This is a genomic window from Ralstonia sp. 25mfcol4.1 (assembly GCF_900104095.1).
Lineage (GTDB): Bacteria > Pseudomonadota > Gammaproteobacteria > Burkholderiales > Burkholderiaceae > Cupriavidus.
The window spans coordinates 162,171-179,832 of the sequence record NZ_FNJO01000012.1; the positions used below are offsets into that span (position 1 = coordinate 162,171).

Consider the following 17,662-nt stretch of genomic DNA (forward strand, 5'->3'; position numbering starts at 1 on the left):
GCCTGAGGCGGGGCTTTTAGCCATGACGGGCGCGTCGGCGATTGTATCAGGCGTACCGGCGCAGGCGCAGCGAAAACTCCTGCAGTGCCTGGATGCCGCTGGCTTCGGCGCGATGGCACCAGGCCTGCAGCTGGGCCAGCAGTTGCTCGCGCGTCATGTTCGAGCGGCCCCAGATCACGGCCAGCTCGCGGCGCATTTCCACGTAGGTGTGCAGCATCTTGTTCTGCTCGGTAATGTTGGCCAGTTGCTGGCGCTGCGGCGCCCCCAGCTTCACTTCCTCGCGGTGGAACCACTTGCGGGCCGGCTTGTAGCGCTTGTACTCGGGCGAATTGCCTTCCTTGTGCTTGCGCAGTTCGGCCTTGTACGCGGTCTTCAGCGCCTTGGCGTAGCGGGCCATCACGTCGTAGCGGTTGGCGATGATCGCTTCCAGCGTGTTGTGGTCCACCGGACGCGCCTCAACCAGTCGAGCCTTGGGCGGGGTCTTCTTGACCTTGGCCAGGCCCACCGACTGCATCGCGCGGATGTACCACCAGCCCACGTCAATCTCGTACCACTTGATCGAGAACTTGGCCGACGTCGGGTACGTGTGGTGGTTGTTGTGCAGCTCTTCGCCACCGATGATGAAGCCCCACGGCGACACGTTCGTCGATGCGTCCTCGCAATCGTAGTTGCGATAACCCCACCAGTGGCCGAGGCCGTTGATGATGCCGGCGGCGTGGATCGGGATCCACAGCATCTGCACGGCCCACACGCTCATGCCGACCACGCCGAACAGCGCCAGGTCGATGATCAGCATCAGGCCCACGCCCTGCCAGCCGAAGCGCGAATACACATTGCGCTCGACCCAGTCATCGGGCGTGCCGTGACCGAACTTCGCGATGGTTTCCTTGTTCTTGGCCTCGGCGCGATACAGCTCGGCGCCTTCCAGCAGCACCTTGCGGATGCCGCGGGTCTGCGGGCTGTGCGGATCGTCCTCGGTCTCGCACTTGGCGTGGTGCTTGCGGTGGATGGCAGTCCATTCCTTGGTCACCATGCCCGTGGTCAGCCAGAGCCAGAAGCGGAAGAAATGCTGGGCAATGGGATGCAGGTCCAGCGACCGGTGCGCCATGCAGCGGTGCAGGAAGATCGTGACACCGGCAATCGTGATGTGCGTCACCACGAGCGTGTAGATCACGATCTCCCACCAGGACCAGTTGGCGAGGCCGTTGGCGGCCCAGTCAAGAATTGTGTCGAACAAACTATGTTCTCCGTCGTAAAACGAGTGTTTGCAGCGCGGCACCACCGTGCGGCGCACCTGTCGCGCAGAAAAAAGACTGCAAATTTATCGATTGCGATAGCTTTCTGGCGCGGGCTGTATCCCTGAGGGGAGCCTGGCCGAGGCACGAACCGCTGCAATCTGGCGGTTGTCTGGTGTGGGGCTGCGGGCATCCGTATACCCCGCGACAACCCGGCATTCTACCGGATCGGCGCGAGAGGGACATCCGCTTTTTCCCCGACTTCGATACCCGCAAGCGCCCTTGGTTCCGCAGGTGATCCGCGAATAACTTACTCGGCGTTGGCTGCGGTGGCGGGCAAGACACCTGGAGAGGGATTCAGCACGCGCAATTCGCGCTGCGGGAACGGTATGGACACGCCATGTTGCTGGAAAGTTCGCCAGATCGCGCGGTTCATCGCCGATTGCACGCCCAGTTTGCCGTTCTGCGGATCGGCGATGTAGACGGCGGCTTCGTACTCGATGCCGCTGTCGGCAAACGCTACCAGGAAGGCGGCGGGTGCCGGCGTAGCCAGCACACGTGGAATATCGCGCACACATTCCTGCAGCAGCCCGATCACCGTTTCCGGGTCCGAGCTGTAGTCGGCCTGCACCCGGACCGCCACCCGCACATTGGTGCCCGAGAACGAATGGTTCTGCACCGACTGCGCCACCAGCTGCTCGTTGGGCAGCAGCGTCTCGCCGTCGCCGTTGCGCAGCACCGTATAGCGCGTGCGGATCTGCGACACGATCCCGGTGTACTTGTCCACGGTGATCTGGTCGCCGAGTGCGATCGAGCGGTCCAGCAGGATGATGAAGCCCGAGATGTAGTTGCTGGCGATCTTTTGCAGCCCCAGGCCCAGGCCGACGCCCAGCGCGCCGCCGAACACGGACAGCACGGTCAGGTCGATGCCCACCAGCGACAGGCTCACCAGCAGCGACACCAGCAGCAGCAGCGCCTTGGTGATCCGTGTCAGCACCACCTTGAGATTGGCGTCCAGCGACTGGGCGCGCATGAGGCGGTCTTCCAGCCACGAGCCGAACCACATCGCCACCAGCACCGTGAGCAGGATCCAGACCACGCCCATCAAGGCGTCGGCAATACTGATCGGGTGCTTGCCGCCCACCGAGAACCGCACGGCCTCCATCCACCGCACCACATCTGGCAGCAGACCCACCACATACAGCGCCATGCCGATCCACACCAGCGTGGTCAGCACCTTCTCCACCAGGACCAGCATGCCGTGGAGCTGTCCGTTGGCGGACATGACGCGGCGCAGGATGTAGAAGGTGAAATACAGGCCCGTGATGCCGAACAACGGCACCAGCGCCAGTCGCAGCACGCTGATCGAGGCGAACGGCGCCAGCGCGTAGCGGGCCACCAGCACCAGCAGCCACGCGAACAGCGGGAACATGGCCCGCTCCAGGCTGACGGCCGCCAGGCGCAGCGCGAAGCTTGAGGTCTCGTGCCGGGCTTCGAGCCGCTTGACCACGTGGCGCGCCAGCGGCCACGCCACCAGCAGGCAGGCGGCCAGAATGCCGATCTGCCAGAAGAACCCCTGCCCGCCTGCATCGTGGATCAGGTCGTCGAGCATCTTGCCCATGACCGAATGCGAGCGGGTCAGCGCCGCGAGCGTATCCGGGTTCATCGTGCCGCCTTATGCATGGTGTCGCGCATCTCCCGCTTCAGCCTGTCAGCGCGTGCGTTCCAGCACGGCCGCGAAGAAGCCGTCGGTCTGGTGGATGTGCGGATAGAGCGCCAACATGCCGCCTTCTGCCGGCAAATCAGGCACCGTGATCTTCTGCTCGGCGAATACCTCCGCGGCCGGCACCAGGCGGAAGTTCTCGTTTTTGGCGAGAAAATCCCGGACGATCGCTTCGTTTTCGGCCTCGAGCACGCTGCAAGTGGCGTACACGACACGGCCACCGCCCTTTACCAGCTTGGCGGCTGCTTCCAGAATCGCCGATTGCTTGGCCGTCAGCTCAAGCACCGATTCCGGCGTCTGACGCCACTTCAGGTCCGGATTGCGGCGCAGGGTACCCAGGCCGCTGCACGGTGCATCGACCAGCACGCGGTCGATCTTGCCAGCCAGACGCTTGACCTTGGCATCGCGCTCGGAGTCGATCAGCACCGGATGGACGTTGGACAAACCGCTACGCGCCAGGCGCGGCTTCAGGTTGGCCAGGCGCTTTTCCGACACATCGAATGCATAGAGGCGGCCCGTCGACCGCATGGCCACGCCCAGCGCCAGCGTCTTGCCGCCCGCACCAGCGCAAAAGTCGACGACCATTTCGCCCCGCTTCGGTGCCAGCAGGTGGCACAGCAGCTGGCTGCCTTCATCCTGCACTTCGACGCCGCCGTTGATGAACAGCGGCAACTGGTTCAAGGCGGGCTTGCCCTTCAGGCGGATGCCGGCCGGGGCCATCGGCGCCGGTTCGGCAGCGATGCCAGCGGCCTCCAGTTCGGCCAGCGCCTCCTCGCGCGACAGCTTGGCGGTGTTGACGCGCAGGTCCAGCGGCGCGGGGCGCAGCCAGGCATCGCCCATCGCGGCCGTGAACGCTTCGCCATGATGCGCCACGAGGTCGTCGTACAGCCATTCGGGCAGGTTGGCACGCACGCGGGGCGCCAGGCTCGATCGCTCGATCGTGGTCAGGCGGTCCAGCCACTCGGCTTCGTCCGGATACAGGAACGGGGTCAGCGTATCGCGGCCCAGCGTGGCGGCCAGGCCCAGCAGGCCAAGGCGGCGCGTGGCCGCGCCGGTACCACTCTCGGCAAACTGGCCAAATTCGACGCGTCGGCGCAACACTGCGAAAACTGCTTCAGCGATGATTCCGCGGTCACGATGACCAAGTTTGCTATTTTCACGGAAGTAATGGCTCACCACGGCATCCGCCGGTCGCGCGAACAGCAGCACCTTGCCGATCAGGCGGTCGATGTGCTGCAGATGAAATGCCTGCAGCGCGCCCGGCGTGCGCGGGGCGTGATTGGCCTGGCCGCCTTGCGATTTGCGGATCGGGCTGGCCTTGCCTTTGCTGCCGCGCGAACGCTGACGGTTGTCGCGGGAGGTCGTGTTTTCTTGTTGGCGACTCATGGCTGTTTTCCTGCCACTGCGGGCGAGATGGCCATGAACCATTGGGGTTCGGCCGGTTGAACTTGAACTACGCCGTCCTGCACATGCAGGCGGTTTTCGACAAACCAGCGCACGGCGCGTGGATAAATGACATGTTCGCTATCGAGCAATCGATCCGCCAGCGAATCGGGCGTATCGCCAGGCAGAACATCGAGCGCGGCCTGCACCACGATCGGGCCGTGATCGAGCTCGGGCGTGACGAAATGCACGGTCGCGCCATGCAGCTTGACGCCCGCCTCCAGCGCCTGCCGGTGCGTATGCATGCCCGGAAAGCTGGGCAGCAGCGAGGGATGGATATTCAGCATCCGGCCCGCGTAATGCTCGACGAAGTCGTCGGTCAGGATGCGCATGAAGCCGGCCAGCACCACGAGGTCGGGCTGGTACGCGTCGATGGCGTCACGCATCGCCGCGTCGAAACTGGAACGATCGGGAAACTGCTTGTGGTCCACCACGCCTGTGGCGATACCGTGCGCGGCGGCAAACTCCAGGCCCGAGGCATCGGGCCGGTTCGACAGCACTGCGGCCACGCGCGCCGGCCACCGCTCGGCTGCGCAGGCCCGGACAATGGCTTCCATATTGGAGCCGCGCCCGGAAATCAATATGACAATATTTTTCATCGCCGCGATTCTACCAAGCTGTGGTGCAAACGCTTGCAATCCGTGCTCAATAGGTACTTAATTACCGCGAAACGCGCCTCCCACAACGCTTTTGGGCACGCCTGCAAGAAGAAATACCCAAGTGCCACCGATTGTGACGCGCACCCCGCTCTGTTAGAGTGGGTCCTACGTCCACGCGCCACTTCCTCGGAAAACGGTGACAACAAGGACGAAACGGGAAATTAGACGGGAATACGCATGTCGAACGCTGCACCGACTTTGTTGGTGGTCGATGATCATCCTATGGCTCTTTCCGGCACCACCGCCTTCCTGGCGGAGGTGATGCCCGACGTCGCTGTCCACGCTGCCGGGAGCGCCAAGGAGGCTCTCCACTCGCTGAACCAGGGACTTCGTCCCGATATCGTGCTGCTCGATATCTGGCTGAATGACGGCACGGGCTTCGATGCCATGCAGGCGTTCAAGACCGTGATTCCGGGCGCACGCTTCATATTCATGTCCGCCGAGGCCACGCCCGAGATCGTGGGCCGTGCGCGTGCACTGTCCGCATGCGGCTTCGTCGGCAAGCATCTCGATGCCAATGCCTTTACGGCCGCCGTTCGCAAGGTACTGGCCGGCGATACGAGCTTTCCGTCGGACGAAGCCCTGTCCGGCCGTTCGCAGTCGTTCGGCCCGGCGCACGGCATCCCCGTCACCCCGGCCGAACTGGGCCTGACGCCGCGCCAGGGCTCGGTGCTGGCACTGGTGCTGGAAGGCCTGCCGAACAAGGTCATCGCACGCAAGCTGGGGCTGACCGAGAACACGGTCAAGGAACACGTCTCGGCCATCCTGCAGCGCCTGGGCGTGCGGACGCGCATGCAGGTGATGTCGCGCATGGAGCGCTTCCGCCTGCGCCAGTAAGCGCCCTGCGCCGCTAGCCACAATAAAGAAACGCCGCCTCTGGGATCCAGGGCGGCGTTTTTGTTCGGGTGATGCCCTTGGACGCGCGGTTGGACAAACGGCGACGGCTTCAGCCCGCCTGCAGCCAGCGACGCAGCAGCATGCGCAGATTGGCCGGATCCACCGGCTTGGGCAGCACGAAATAGCCGGCATCCTCGGCGGCCAGCAGCGCCGCCGATTTGAGGTCGCCAGTGAGCAAGGCGCTGCGTGCCTGCGGCTGCGTGGTCTGCCAGCGTTCCAGCAGGTCCAGGCCGTTTTCGTTGCCCGGCAGGCGCAAGTCGCAGAAGATGATGTCCGGCTTCAGGCCCTTGGCAAACAGCGCATCGGCTTCCTGCCCGTGTGCGGCACAGGCTACGCGGATGCCCCATGCTTCCATCAGTGCGATCCACGCCTTGCGGATCTGGCTGTCGTCGTCCACCACCAGCACCGTGCCGCGCAGGCGGTCCTGCCGCGCTTCCTCGGCCTGCGCGTTGGCACGCATCGCCCGGACGTTGTCCACGGTCTCGGCCGGCACCGGCGCCAGCGCGAACCAGAACACCGAACCCTTGCCCGGCACCGAACGCACGCCATAGGTGCCGCGCATCAATCGCACGCATTCCTTGAAGATGGCCAGCCCCAGCCCCAGGCCCTGCGACGGATCGCGCTGGGGGTTATGCACCTGGTAGTACGGCGAGAAGATCTCGGGCAGGTGCTCGGGTGTGATACCCGCGCCGGTATCCCAGACTTCCACCCGCACATGCTTGCGGCGCTGGCGCGCGGTGACCAGGATGCCACCGCGTTTGGTATAGCGCAGCGCGTTCTGCACCAGGTTGAACAACGCGCGCCGCAGCAGCACCGGCTCGGCCATCGCGTAAAGTTCGTCGGGGACGCGCGGCGTCAGCGTCAGGCCGCTTTCGCGGGCATCGGCGGCAAACTGGCTCATGACGTCGTGGATCAACGAGTGCAGCTCGCATGGCTCCATCGTGGGCAGTACCTTGCGCCCTTCGAGCTTGGACAGGTCCAGCAGCGAGCGGAACAGCAGGTCGATGGTCTGCGTGCCGGCGGCAACCTGCTCCACCAGCGGATGCAGCGCGCTGGACTGGTTGCGCGCGCGCAACGCCTCGACCAGCATCACCAGCGCATGGACGGGCTGGCGCAGGTCATGGCTGGCGGCGGCCAGGAAGCGCGATTTTTCCTCGCTGGCGTGGAGTGCCCGCTCCTTTTCCTCCTGGAACTGCTTGGCCAGGCGACGGCTTTCCGATTCGAGCTGGATGGCGCGCACCAGCGTGTGCTGCAGGTTCAGCGAATGACGCGCCAGCATCAGCGCATAGACCACCAGCAGCAACTGCACGTAGCCACCGTGGGCCGGAAAGGCGATCTCGGCCAGCAGGATATTGGGCACCAGGATCGGCACGCCGGCGAAAACAAGGTTTGAAGGGATTGGCGACTGGGACGTGGCACCGCCCGCCAGCACCCCCAGCGTCAGCAGGTACAGCACGCTGGAAAACACCACCGAGCCTGTATACAAATGCAGCAGCGCCGAGCTTCCCCAGGTCAGGCCTGTCAGGAAGGCAATCGCGCGCATGTTGTTCCACCACTTGCGCGTGTGCGCCGAACGGCTCATTTTGCCGCTGTCGCGCTGGTATCCGAGGTAGAACCAGCTGCCGCCGGCCGTCAGCAGCAGCATGATCGCGCACCAGACCAGGAGGGCGACGTGGCTGGCTTCGTTCCAGAATGCCCATGCGGTCAGGCCCGGCAGGAGCACGGAAGAGGCAATGGCGGTGGGGGAAACGCGATGGACCGTGGCCAGCAGCTTGGCCCGCGTCTCGGTATCCAGTTGCGGCCCGGGGGGCGGCAATATCTTGTTAAGCAGCGCGTTCAAGTGTGGCCTGGCATGTAAGGCGACGACATTCCGCTGCGACAGACCGGAGTTCGGCGACTGTTGCAGGAATCGCGCGGTTCTTGTTCTGAATTGGGCATATCATGCCGCCTTTTGCGGCGCTGCGCCATCGCGGAGTGGCGGATAGGCCCACAAATTCGCCATTTGTGGGCAGCTTGCCTACAACGGCGCAAGGCCGTTGCCGCCAAAACAGGCAATCCGGCGGCACGCGGTGCCATTCGCCTTATAATGCTCGCTTTCCCTGAAAAGCTCGTCCGCCGTCCTCGTGAAAGTCTTCCGCGGCCTGCCCAACGCCGAAAGCCGGGCGCCCTGCGCGCTCACCATCGGCAATTTCGACGGTGTGCATCGCGGCCACCAGTCGCTGCTCGCGCGCGCCCGTGCGGCCGCCGACGCGCGCGGCCTGCCGCTGTGCGTCATGACGTTCGAGCCGCACCCGCGCGAATTCTTTGCGCCCGAGCACGCCCCTACCCGCATTGCCCTGCTGCGCGACAAGCTCGATGCCTTGCGCCGCAACGGTGTGGACCGCGTGGTGGTGGAACACTTCAACGCCCATTTTGCCGCCCAGTCGCCGCAGCAGTTCGTCGAGAACGTGCTCTGGCACGGCCTGCATGCGCGCTGGGTACTGGTGGGCGACGATTTCCGCTTTGGCGCCAAGCGCGCCGGCGACTTCGGCTACCTGCAGCAGGCCGGCCGCCAGTTTGGCTTCGATGTGGAGCAGATGGGCTCGGTCTCCGAAGGCGGCATCCGCATTTCGAGTTCGGCCGTGCGCCAGGCGCTGGCCGATGGCGACCTGGAACACGCGCGTCGCCTGCTGGGCCACGGCTATGCCATCAGCGGCCACGTGATCCATGGCCGCAAGCTGGGCCGCAACCTGGGCTTTCCGACCCTGAACCTGCGGATCACGCACAAGCGCCCGGCCGTGAACGGCATTTTCGTGGTGCAGGTACACGGCATTGCCGACCACCCGCTGCCGGGCGTGGCCAGCATCGGCGTTCGGCCCACCGTGGAAGACGCGGGCCGCGTGCTGCTGGAAGTGCATCTGTTCGACTTCAACGCCAACCTCTACGGCAAGCTGGTGCGCGTGGAATTCATGAAGAAGCTGCGCGACGAAGAGCGTTTTCACACGCTCGAGGCGCTGACCGAGGCCATCGCCAAGGACGCCCGGGAAGCCCGTGCGTTCTTCGGCCTGGAGGCCGCCAATCCGGCCGGCGACCGGCGCGACTTCGCCACCTCCGCCACCGACCGAATTAGCTAGCGGCCGGCGGCGCGCCCCATGCACGCGCACCGCCGGGACCCGCCCTGCCTTGCCCCGAAATGACACGCGCGCGGCGGTCATCCCCCGGTCCGCGCCCAAACGAATTGCCCCGAGAATCAACCATGTCCGACGACAAACGCGCCAAGCCTGAAAAAAGCAAGTATCCGGTCAACCTGCTGGATACCCCGTTCCCGATGCGCGGCGACCTGCCGAAGCGCGAGCCGCTGTGGGTCAAGCAATGGCAGGACAAGCAGCTCTACAAGAAGATCCGCGCCGCGCGCAAGGGTGCGAAGAAGTTCGTGCTGCACGACGGCCCCCCGTACGCCAACGGCGACATCCACATCGGCCACGCGGTGAACAAGGTCCTCAAGGACATGATCATCAAGGCGCGCGGCCTGACCGGCCTGGACGCCGTCTACGTGCCGGGCTGGGATTGCCACGGCATGCCGATCGAGATCCAGATCGAGAAGCAGTTCGGCAAGGGCCTGCCGGTGCAGGAAGTCCAGGCCAAGGCACGCGCCTACGCCACCGAGCAGATCGCCCGCCAGAAGAAGGACTTCGAACGTCTGGGCGTGCTGGGCGACTGGGACAATCCGTACCTGACCATGAACTTCAGCAACGAAGCCGACGAGCTGCGCGCGCTGGGCAAGATCATGGAAAAAGGCTACGTGTTCCGCGGCCTGAAGCCGGTGAACTGGTGCTTCGACTGCGGTTCGGCACTGGCCGAGGCCGAAGTCGAGTACAAGGACAAGGTCGACCTGTCGATCGACGTGGGCTTCCCCTTCGCGGAGACCGACAAGATCGCCCACGCCTTCCACGTGCCGCTGGCCCAGCTCGAAGGCAAGCCGGGCTGGATCGTGATCTGGACCACCACGCCGTGGACGATCCCGTCGAACCAGGCGCTGAACATGCACCCGGAAGTGGAATACGCGCTGGTCGAAACCCCGCGCGGCTTCCTGATCCTGGCAAAGGATCGCGTCGAGGAACAGCTGAAGACCTACGCGCTGGAAGGCACGATCGTCGCCACGGCTCGTGGTGACGCGCTGACGGAGGTGCGCTTCCACCATCCGCTGGGCAGGATGGACGCGGGCTACGCGCGCACGTCGCCGGTGTACCTGGGCGACTACGTGACCACCGACACGGGCACCGGCATCGTCCACTCGGCCCCGGCCTACGGCGTGGAGGATTTCCAGTCGTGCAAGGCGCACGGCATGCCGGATTCGGAAATCATCAGCCCCGTGATGGGCGATGGCGTCTATGCCAGCACGCTGCCGCTGTTCGGCGGCCTGTCGATCTGGGATGCCAACCCGAAAATCGTCGAAGTACTACGTGAGTCGGGCAACCTGTTCAACTCGCACAAATACGAGCACAGCTATATGCACTGCTGGCGTCACAAGACGCCGATCATCTACCGCGCCACGTCGCAGTGGTTCGCGGGCATGGACGTGGACCCGGCCGACAACGGCCCGACGCTGCGCGAGAGCGCGCTGGCCGGCATCGAGGCCACCGAGTTCTACCCCTCGTGGGGCAAGCAGCGCCTGCACAACATGATCGCCAACCGCCCGGACTGGACGCTGTCGCGCCAGCGCCAATGGGGCGTGCCGATGGCCTTCTTCCTCCACAAGGAAACCGGCGCGCTGCATCCGCGTACGCCCGAGCTGCTGGAGGAAGTGGCCAGGCGCGTGGAACAGCACGGCATCGAGGCCTGGCAGTCGCTGGACCCGAAGGACCTGCTCGGCGACGAAGCCGCGCTCTATGAGAAGAACCGCGACACGCTGGACGTCTGGTTCGACTCGGGCACCACGCACTGGACCGTGATCCGCGGCTCGCATCGCGACGAACTCTACGATCCGTCGGCCGACACACCCGATGGCCGCCTGGCCGACCTCTACCTGGAAGGCTCGGACCAGCACCGCGGCTGGTTCCATTCGTCGCTGCTGACCGCCTCGATGCTGTACGGCAAGCCGCCCTACAAGGCGTTGCTGACGCACGGCTTCACGGTGGACGGCGAAGGCCGCAAGATGTCGAAGTCGGTGGGCAACACGGTGGCGCCGCAGGACATCTCGAACAAGATGGGCGCGGAAATCATCCGCCTGTGGGTGGCTTCTACCGACTACTCGGGCGAGCTGTCGATCTCCGAGGAAATCCTCAAGCGCGTGGTGGAAGGCTACCGCCGCATCCGCAACACGCTGCGCTTCCTGCTGGCCAACCTGACCGACTACGACCACGCGAAGCATGCGCTGCCGGCGTCTGACTGGCTGGAAATCGACCGCTACGCGGTGGCCCTGACCGACCGCCTGCAGAAGGAAGTGCTTTCGCACTACCAGGCCTATGAATTCCACCCGGTGGTGGCCAAGCTGCAGACGTTCTGCTCGGAAGACCTGGGCGGCTTCTATCTCGATGTGCTGAAGGACCGCCTGTACACGACGGCCCCCGATTCGCAGGCGCGCCGCGCCGCGCAGAACGCGCTGTACCACATCACGCAGGCGATGCTGCACTGGATGGCGCCGTTCCTGTCGTTCACGGCCGAGGAAGCCTGGCAGGTGTTCGCGCATGGCACCGAGCATACCGACACGATCTTCACGAGCACGTACTACGACCTGCCGCCGGTCAGCGAAGCCGACGACCTGCTGCAGAAGTGGCACGAGATCCGCGCGGTGCGCGCCGAAGTCACGCGCCAGCTGGAAGCGGTGCGGGTGGAAGGCGACATCGGTTCGTCGCTGCAGGCCGAGGTCACGATCGCCGCGGGCCGTCCGGTGCTGGCCGCGCTGCAGAGCCTGTCCGACGACCTGCGCTTCGTGCTGCTGACGTCGGCGGCCAAGGTTACGCCGGCGCCGGAAGGCGGCGACCTGCTGGTGACGGTCATGCCGTCGCAGCACGCCAAGTGCGAACGTTGCTGGCACTATCGCGCCGACGTGGGCCACAACCCCGCGCATCCCACCCTTTGCGGCCGCTGCGACAGCAACCTGTTCGGCGCCGGTGAACACAGGAGCCACGCCTGATGGCATCGTCCTCGACCCGTTCGTCGCGTTCGTCCTCGCCGCGCAGCAAGAGCAAACCCAGCGGCAAGCCGAGCGCCAACGTCACGCCGTGGCTATGGATGGCATTTGCGCTGCTGGTAGTGATGATCGACCAGTTCTTCAAGGTCGTCATCACCCGGTCCTTCCAGTACGCGGAATCGCGCCCGGTTACCAGCTTCTTCAACCTGGTGCTGGTCTACAACAAGGGCGCGGCCTTCAGCTTCCTGGCTGACGCGGGCGGCTGGCAACGCTGGTTCTTCACGGTGCTGGGCGTGGCGGTGGGCGGCTTCATCGTCTGGCTGCTGTATCGCCATACGGGCCAGAAGATGTTCTGCCTGGCCGTATCGCTGATCCTGGGCGGCGCCGTGGGCAACGTGGTGGACCGCGTGATCCATGGCCATGTGATCGATTTCCTGGATTTCCACTGGCGCAACACGCATTTCCCGGCCTTCAACGTGGCCGATTGCGCGATCACGCTGGGAGCGATCCTGCTGATCGTGGACGAGCTCAGGCGCGTGCGGCGTCACTGAGGGCTCGTCGTACTTTCCTTTCCCGCCTGCGGGAGAGGGGTTCGGGAAGAGGGCTCGGAGGCTCTGCTTGCCACTCGCTGCAGTTTGAGCCGCCCGCCCCTCTCCCCCGGCCCCGCTCCCACAAGTGGGAGAGGGGCGCAAACCTGTCGCATCCTCCCAGCGCACCCCCTCACCCGGCGGTATCATGCACAGATTCCCGTTCCCTGAAGAGCCTTCCCCATGGATTTGCGCGGCAAGCACATTGTCCTTGGCCTGACCGGCGGCATCGCCTGCTACAAGTCGGCCGAGCTGGTACGGCTGCTGACCAAGGCCGGTGCCACCGTGCAGGTGGCCATGACCGAAGCGGCGACGCATTTCATCACCCCGGTTACGATGCAGGCGCTGTCCGGGCGCCCGGTGTTCCTGTCGCAATGGGACGCGCGCATCGACAACAACATGGCGCATATCGACCTCTCGCGCGAGGCCGACGCCATCCTCATCGCCCCCGCTTCCACCGACTTCCTGGCCAAGGTGGCCAACGGTCTCTGTGACGACCTGCTGACCACGCTGTGCATCGCGCGCGAGTGCCCGCTGCTGGTGGCACCGGCCATGAACCGCCAGATGTGGGCCGCCGCGCCGACGCAACGCAATGCCGCCCGGTTGCGGGCCGATGGCGTGACGATCCTGGGCCCCGGCACCGGCGACCAGGCCTGCGGGGAAATCGGCGACGGCCGGATGCTGGAGCCCGAGGAACTGGTGGAAGACCTGATCGCGTTCTTCCAGCCCAAGCCGCTGCAGGGCAAGCGGGTGCTGATCACCGCCGGCCCGACATTCGAGGCCATCGACCCGGTGCGCGGCATCACCAACCTGTCGTCGGGCAAGATGGGCTTCTCGATCGCCCGCGCGGCCCGCGAAGCCGGCGCCGAGGTGCTGCTGGTGGCCGGCCCCACATCGCTGCCCACGCCGCGCGGCGTGGCGCGGACCGATATCCGCAGCGCCCAGCAGATGCACGACGCGGTCATGGCGCAACTGCGCGATGTCGATGTGTTCGTCGCCGTGGCCGCCGTGGCAGACTGGCGCCCGGCCGAGATAGCCCAGCAGAAGCTGAAGAAGGCCAACGATACCGACACGCCGACGCTGCAGTTCGTGCAGAACCCCGACATCCTGGCCGCCGTGGCGGCGCGCGCCGATGCGCCCTACTGCGTGGGATTCGCGGCCGAAAGCGAGAACCTGGAGCAGTACGGCGAGCAGAAGCGCCAGCGCAAGGGCGTGCCGCTGCTGGTGGGCAATATCGGCCACCACACCTTCGGCCTCGACGACAACGAGATCGTGCTGTTCGACGCCAGGGGCATGACGCGCCTGCCGCGTGCCGACAAGCTGTCGCTGGCCCGCGAGCTGGTGGCCGCCATCGGCCAGCGCCTGCCGCACAAGTCCGTGTAACACCGCCGTACCCAAAGCCATGAGCGATACCCGTCCCAAGATGCGCCTGTCCGTGCTGGACCAGAGCCCGGTCATCCACGGCCATACGGCCCGCGACGCCATCGCGGCCACCGTCGACCTGGCTCAGATGGCCGACAGCCTCGGCTTCACCCGCTACTGGTGTGCCGAGCACCACGGCCTGCAAGGCGTGTGCAACCCGGCCCCCGAGGTCATGCTGGCGCGGCTGGGCAGCGTGACCAGCCGCATCCGGTTGGGGTCGGGGGGCGTAATGCTGCCCTACTACAGCCCGTTCAAGGTGGCCGAGCAGTTCCGCATGCTCGAGGCGCTGTTTCCGAACCGGATCGACCTTGGCGTGGGCCGTGCCCCGGGCGGCGACATGCGCACCGCGCAGGCCGTGGCCATGGGCCAGTACAACCGCGGCGACCAGTTCCCGCAGCAGGTGCAGGACCTGGCGTTCCTGCTGCGCGGCGAGGTACCGCCCGACCATCTGGCCGAAGGCGTGCTGCTGCAGCCAGCCATCGATACCCGGCCCGAGATCTGGGTGCTGGGTTCCAGCGATTTCGGCGGCGCATTGGCCGCACGGCTGGGGCTGCGATTCGCCTTCGCGCATTTCATCAACGCCCATGGCGGCGACATGGTGGCGCAGCAATACCGCGAGGATTTCGAGGTCGGGTACGAAGACAAGCCATACAGCGCGGCTGCGGTGTTCGTGATCTGCGCCGATACGGAGGCCGAGGCCTCCGCGCTGGAGCGCGCCGTCGATATCCGCCGGCTGCAGATGGCCTATGGCGTCAATGCGCCGATCCCGTCGCTGGCGCAGGCCGCCGATTTCACCCCCACCGAGCGCGACCGCCTGATCATCGAACGCGAGCGGCCCCGCACGATTTGCGGCACGCCCGCACAGGTGGCCGAACGCATGCTGGCGCTGAAGGACCGTTTCGCGGCCGACGAACTGGTGGTGCTCAGCGTGACGGCCTCCTACCAGGCGCGCATGCGCACGTACGAACTGCTGGCCGAAGCCTTCGACCTGCAAGGCTGATCGCGGCCGGCGCCGGAAGCGGGCGGGCCACGTGGCAAACCGAAGTGGCGGATCAGCGAAGGCGGCGCGGTATCATGCCGCCTTTGTCCCCTCGTACGAATCCAAATCCATGACCGTAGCCGCGAATCCGACTGTCGAGATCAAGGTGCTCGACGCCCGCCTGAACGACTGGGGCCTGCCTGCCTACCAGAGCGACATGGCCGCCGCCATCGACCTGCACGCCTGCGTGGACGGCCCGGTGACCATCGAACCCGGCACGCCGGCGCAACTGGTACCGGCCGGCTTCGCGGTGCATATGGCCAACCCGTTCATGTGCGCGACCATCGTGCCGCGCTCGGGCCTGGGCCACAAGAAGGGCCTGGTCCTGGGTAATTCGATCGGCGTGATCGATGCCGACTACCAGGGCCAGATCATGGTGAGCGTATGGAACCGCAACGCGCCCGGCACCGAGCCGATCGTGATCCAGCCCGGCGAACGCATCGCCCAGATGATGTTCGTGCCGGTACTGCGTCCGGTGTTTACGACGGTGGAAGCGTTCTCGGAAGATTCCGCGCGCGGTGCCGGCGGCTTCGGCTCGACCGGCGTGGCCCACGCGAAGGCGTAGGCCGGGCCGTAGGTTTCTCCCCTCTCCCACGCAATGGGAGAGGACAACCTCATTGTCTCAGCGCTGCTCGAAGATCAGCGCCACGCCGTTGGCCTGCCCCGCCGGGATCAGCGCGATCGACGGCGACAGGTCGGTGGCCTGCACCCCATTGGCCCGCCAGTGCGCGCGGGCTTTCTCCAGATCGTCGGTGGCAAGCCGGATCGCGGCATAGCCTGTGGCGCCATGCCGGAGCCCCGGCACATCGGCAGCATCGGCCAGCGCCTGCGGCGCCGTGACCACGAACGATGCGCCATCGATATCGAGCATCGCCGTTTCGCCACTGGCGTGCGCAATCGTCGCGCCGGTCAGCGTGGCATAGGCTTCGGCCGTGGGCGCCACCCGATCCGCTTCCACCACCAGGTACGTCGCCGCAATCGCCGTTGCGCCATTCGCGTGCGTCAGCCATTCCGGCCGCCAGAGCAGTTCCGGCGTGCGGTGCTCGCAAACGAAATAGCGGGCGCCCGGGGCGTGGTCCAGCGCCGTCACGCGGAACGTGGCCGGATGCTCCGAACCATCGTCCAGACGCACTGGGCGAGAGAATTCGATCGGGTCCGAAGGATGAAAGCCGGCAGCACGCAGCCGGTCGGCCGTGGCAAACGCATCGCGGCTCTTGCACGACATGGCTGCGCAACCGCCGCCGCGCTGCTGGGCATCCCAGTAATACTGGCGGCTCGGGCTGGGCGCCGTCACGTGCAGTAATTCCAGGTAGTCGCGCGCCAGCATGATGCAGTGGTTCTGCGATCCCAGCGTGTGATAGCCGCGCGGCGTCAGCGTGAAACCCAGGGCGCGCCAGCGGTCGGCGGCAGCGTCCAGGTCTGCGCAGACGATGACGGCGTGGTCGAACGGTTCGGGCAACGTCGGCATGGGATCAGTCGAACTGGATGTTGGCCTTGCGGGCCACGGCCTGCCACTTGTCGTGCTCGTGACGTACCAGGTTGCCCAGGTCGGCCGGCGATCCCACGGCGATTTCGAACCCCTGCGCGGTCAGCGCTTCCACCACGCGGGGCTGCTTGATCGATGCGCCCAGCGCGTCGTGCAGGCGCATCACGGTGTCCTGCTGCATCTGGGCCGGTCCGAAAACGCCAATCCACGAATAGGCTTCGAAACCCTTGTAGCCCTGCTCGGCCACGGTGGGCACCTGCGGCATCTGCTTGATGCGGCTGGTCCCGGTGACGCCCAGCACCTTGATCGTCTTGGCCGCCACGTGGGCCTGTACGGCCGCGTAGCTGCTGAAGAACAGGTCCACCTCGCCCGCCAGCACGGCCTGCACGGCCGGGCCGCCGCCCTTGTAGGGCACGTGAAGGAAATGCACGCCGGCTTCAGTGGCCAGGGCTTCGGCAGCCAGCTGGTTCAGGCTGCCAATCCCCGACGAGGCAAAGCGAACCGCATTCGGGTTCGCCTTCGCCAGCTCAATCAGCTCACGCACGTTCGATGCCGATAGCGCGGGGTTAGCGGCGATAACGAGCGGGAAGCGCACGAGTTGGGTGATTGGCGTGAAATCCTTGAAGGTGTCGTAGGGCAGGTTCTTGTACGCGAACGGGTTGATGGCGTGCGTATCGAACGCCATCAACAGCGTGTTGCCGTCCGGCTTGGCGCGGGCCACGGTGCTGCTGGCAATCAGGCCGCCGGCGCCGGGCTTGTTATCGACCACCACGGTCTGTCCCAGGATCGTCTTCAATCCCGGTTGCAGCTGTCGGGCCACGATATCCACGCTGCCCCCGGGCGGGAACGGCAGGACCATCGAAATCGGCCGGCTGGTTGCCGAAGGCTCGGCAGCGTGGGTAACCTGGGCCAGGCCCGCGAGCGACGCCATGGGCATGGCGCTCATCGGCAGGGACTTGAGCAGCAGGCGGCGCAGCCGCATGCGGTCGGGAGAAGACATCAGAGACTCGGGCTGGGCGGCCAGATGGCCGCGGAATCAGGAAAAGGCGGCGTGCCGCC

The 17,662-nt window shown here is 65.8% G+C and carries 14 protein-coding genes; 7 read left to right on the forward strand and 7 right to left on the reverse strand.

Annotated elements, in window-relative coordinates:
• Positions 1-46 precede the first annotated feature (46 nt).
• From BLQ58_RS20875 to purN, 4 genes are all read right to left on the reverse strand, one after another.
• A complete protein-coding gene (locus BLQ58_RS20875; protein WP_029051230.1) occupies positions 47-1,237 on the reverse strand; it encodes a DesA family fatty acid desaturase in 1,191 nt (396 codons plus the stop codon).
• 308 nt (positions 1,238-1,545) lie between these two features.
• Complete coding sequence (locus BLQ58_RS20880) at positions 1,546-2,901, reverse strand: mechanosensitive ion channel family protein (RefSeq protein WP_029051231.1); 1,356 nt, start codon at positions 2,899-2,901, stop codon at positions 1,546-1,548.
• A 45-nt stretch (positions 2,902-2,946) separates the two neighbouring features.
• On the reverse strand, positions 2,947-4,344 hold the full coding sequence (locus tag BLQ58_RS20885; RefSeq protein WP_029051232.1) for an RsmB/NOP family class I SAM-dependent RNA methyltransferase: 1,398 nt from the start codon (positions 4,342-4,344) through the stop codon (positions 2,947-2,949).
• Positions 4,341-5,000: a phosphoribosylglycinamide formyltransferase gene (gene purN / locus BLQ58_RS20890; RefSeq protein ID WP_029051233.1), complete on the reverse strand. Its 660-nt coding sequence runs from the start codon at positions 4,998-5,000 to the stop codon at positions 4,341-4,343. The genes BLQ58_RS20885 and purN overlap by 4 nt, the downstream gene beginning before the upstream one ends.
• Before the next feature lie 237 nt (positions 5,001-5,237).
• On the opposite strand from purN, the gene BLQ58_RS20895 reads away from it, so the two are divergent.
• Complete coding sequence (locus BLQ58_RS20895; RefSeq protein ID WP_029051234.1) at positions 5,238-5,897, forward strand: response regulator; 660 nt, start codon at positions 5,238-5,240, stop codon at positions 5,895-5,897.
• A 109-nt stretch (positions 5,898-6,006) separates the two neighbouring features.
• Here BLQ58_RS20895 and BLQ58_RS20900 read toward each other — a convergent pair whose 3' ends face one another.
• Complete coding sequence (locus tag BLQ58_RS20900) at positions 6,007-7,797, reverse strand: ATP-binding response regulator (RefSeq protein ID WP_029051235.1); 1,791 nt, start codon at positions 7,795-7,797, stop codon at positions 6,007-6,009.
• Between the two features lie 283 nt (positions 7,798-8,080).
• Here BLQ58_RS20900 and BLQ58_RS20905 point away from each other — a divergent pair, with 283 nt between their 5' ends.
• From BLQ58_RS20905 to dut, 6 genes are all read left to right on the forward strand, one after another.
• The gene (locus tag BLQ58_RS20905) at positions 8,081-9,070 is read left to right on the forward strand and encodes a bifunctional riboflavin kinase/FAD synthetase (RefSeq protein WP_029051236.1); all 990 of its coding nucleotides are present in this window, start codon (positions 8,081-8,083) and stop codon (positions 9,068-9,070) included.
• A gap of 122 nt (positions 9,071-9,192) precedes the next feature.
• Positions 9,193-12,072 (forward strand): isoleucine--tRNA ligase, encoded by a 2,880-nt coding sequence (gene ileS, locus BLQ58_RS20910; protein ID WP_029051237.1) that lies wholly within the window; start codon positions 9,193-9,195, stop codon positions 12,070-12,072.
• Positions 12,072-12,620 (forward strand): signal peptidase II, encoded by a 549-nt coding sequence (gene lspA, locus BLQ58_RS20915; RefSeq protein WP_029051238.1) that lies wholly within the window; start codon positions 12,072-12,074, stop codon positions 12,618-12,620. The genes ileS and lspA overlap by 1 nt, the downstream gene beginning before the upstream one ends.
• Before the next feature lie 219 nt (positions 12,621-12,839).
• Positions 12,840-14,039, forward strand: a complete 1,200-nt coding sequence (gene coaBC / locus BLQ58_RS20920; RefSeq protein ID WP_092601752.1) for a bifunctional phosphopantothenoylcysteine decarboxylase/phosphopantothenate--cysteine ligase CoaBC — start codon at positions 12,840-12,842, stop codon at positions 14,037-14,039.
• Positions 14,040-14,058: 19 nt separating this feature from the next.
• On the forward strand, positions 14,059-15,078 hold the full coding sequence (locus tag BLQ58_RS20925) for an LLM class flavin-dependent oxidoreductase (RefSeq protein WP_092601754.1): 1,020 nt from the start codon (positions 14,059-14,061) through the stop codon (positions 15,076-15,078).
• Between the two features lie 109 nt (positions 15,079-15,187).
• Positions 15,188-15,682 carry a dUTP diphosphatase gene (gene dut, locus BLQ58_RS20930; protein ID WP_092601756.1) on the forward strand — a complete coding sequence of 165 codons (495 nt, stop codon included), beginning with the start codon at positions 15,188-15,190 and terminating at the stop codon, positions 15,680-15,682.
• Between the two features lie 57 nt (positions 15,683-15,739).
• Here dut and BLQ58_RS20935 read toward each other — a convergent pair whose 3' ends face one another.
• Together BLQ58_RS20935 and BLQ58_RS20940 are read right to left on the reverse strand one after the other, a co-directional pair.
• The gene (locus BLQ58_RS20935; protein ID WP_092601759.1) at positions 15,740-16,585 is read right to left on the reverse strand and encodes a VOC family protein; all 846 of its coding nucleotides are present in this window, start codon (positions 16,583-16,585) and stop codon (positions 15,740-15,742) included.
• 4 nt (positions 16,586-16,589) lie between these two features.
• Positions 16,590-17,603 carry a Bug family tripartite tricarboxylate transporter substrate binding protein gene (locus tag BLQ58_RS20940; protein WP_175459960.1) on the reverse strand — a complete coding sequence of 338 codons (1,014 nt, stop codon included), beginning with the start codon at positions 17,601-17,603 and terminating at the stop codon, positions 16,590-16,592.
• Between the last annotated feature and the right edge of the window lie 59 nt (positions 17,604-17,662).

Excerpts from the sequence above, each read along its gene's own strand:
- BLQ58_RS20880 (WP_029051231.1), bottom strand. The coding sequence starts at position 2,901 with ATGAACCCGGATACGCTCGCGGCGCTGACCCGCTCGCATTCGGTCATG.
- BLQ58_RS20885 (WP_029051232.1), bottom strand. The coding sequence starts at position 4,344 with ATGAGTCGCCAACAAGAAAACACGACCTCCCGCGACAACCGTCAGCGT.
- purN (WP_029051233.1), bottom strand. The coding sequence starts at position 5,000 with ATGAAAAATATTGTCATATTGATTTCCGGGCGCGGCTCCAATATGGAA.
- BLQ58_RS20895 (WP_029051234.1), top strand. The coding sequence starts at position 5,238 with ATGTCGAACGCTGCACCGACTTTGTTGGTGGTCGATGATCATCCTATG.
- ileS (WP_029051237.1), top strand. The coding sequence starts at position 9,193 with ATGTCCGACGACAAACGCGCCAAGCCTGAAAAAAGCAAGTATCCGGTC.
- lspA (WP_029051238.1), top strand. The coding sequence starts at position 12,072 with ATGGCATCGTCCTCGACCCGTTCGTCGCGTTCGTCCTCGCCGCGCAGC.
- coaBC (WP_092601752.1), top strand. The coding sequence starts at position 12,840 with ATGGATTTGCGCGGCAAGCACATTGTCCTTGGCCTGACCGGCGGCATC.
- BLQ58_RS20925 (WP_092601754.1), top strand. The coding sequence starts at position 14,059 with ATGAGCGATACCCGTCCCAAGATGCGCCTGTCCGTGCTGGACCAGAGC.
- dut (WP_092601756.1), top strand. The coding sequence starts at position 15,188 with ATGACCGTAGCCGCGAATCCGACTGTCGAGATCAAGGTGCTCGACGCC.
- BLQ58_RS20935 (WP_092601759.1), bottom strand. The coding sequence starts at position 16,585 with ATGCCGACGTTGCCCGAACCGTTCGACCACGCCGTCATCGTCTGCGCA.
- BLQ58_RS20940 (WP_175459960.1), bottom strand. The coding sequence starts at position 17,603 with ATGTCTTCTCCCGACCGCATGCGGCTGCGCCGCCTGCTGCTCAAGTCC.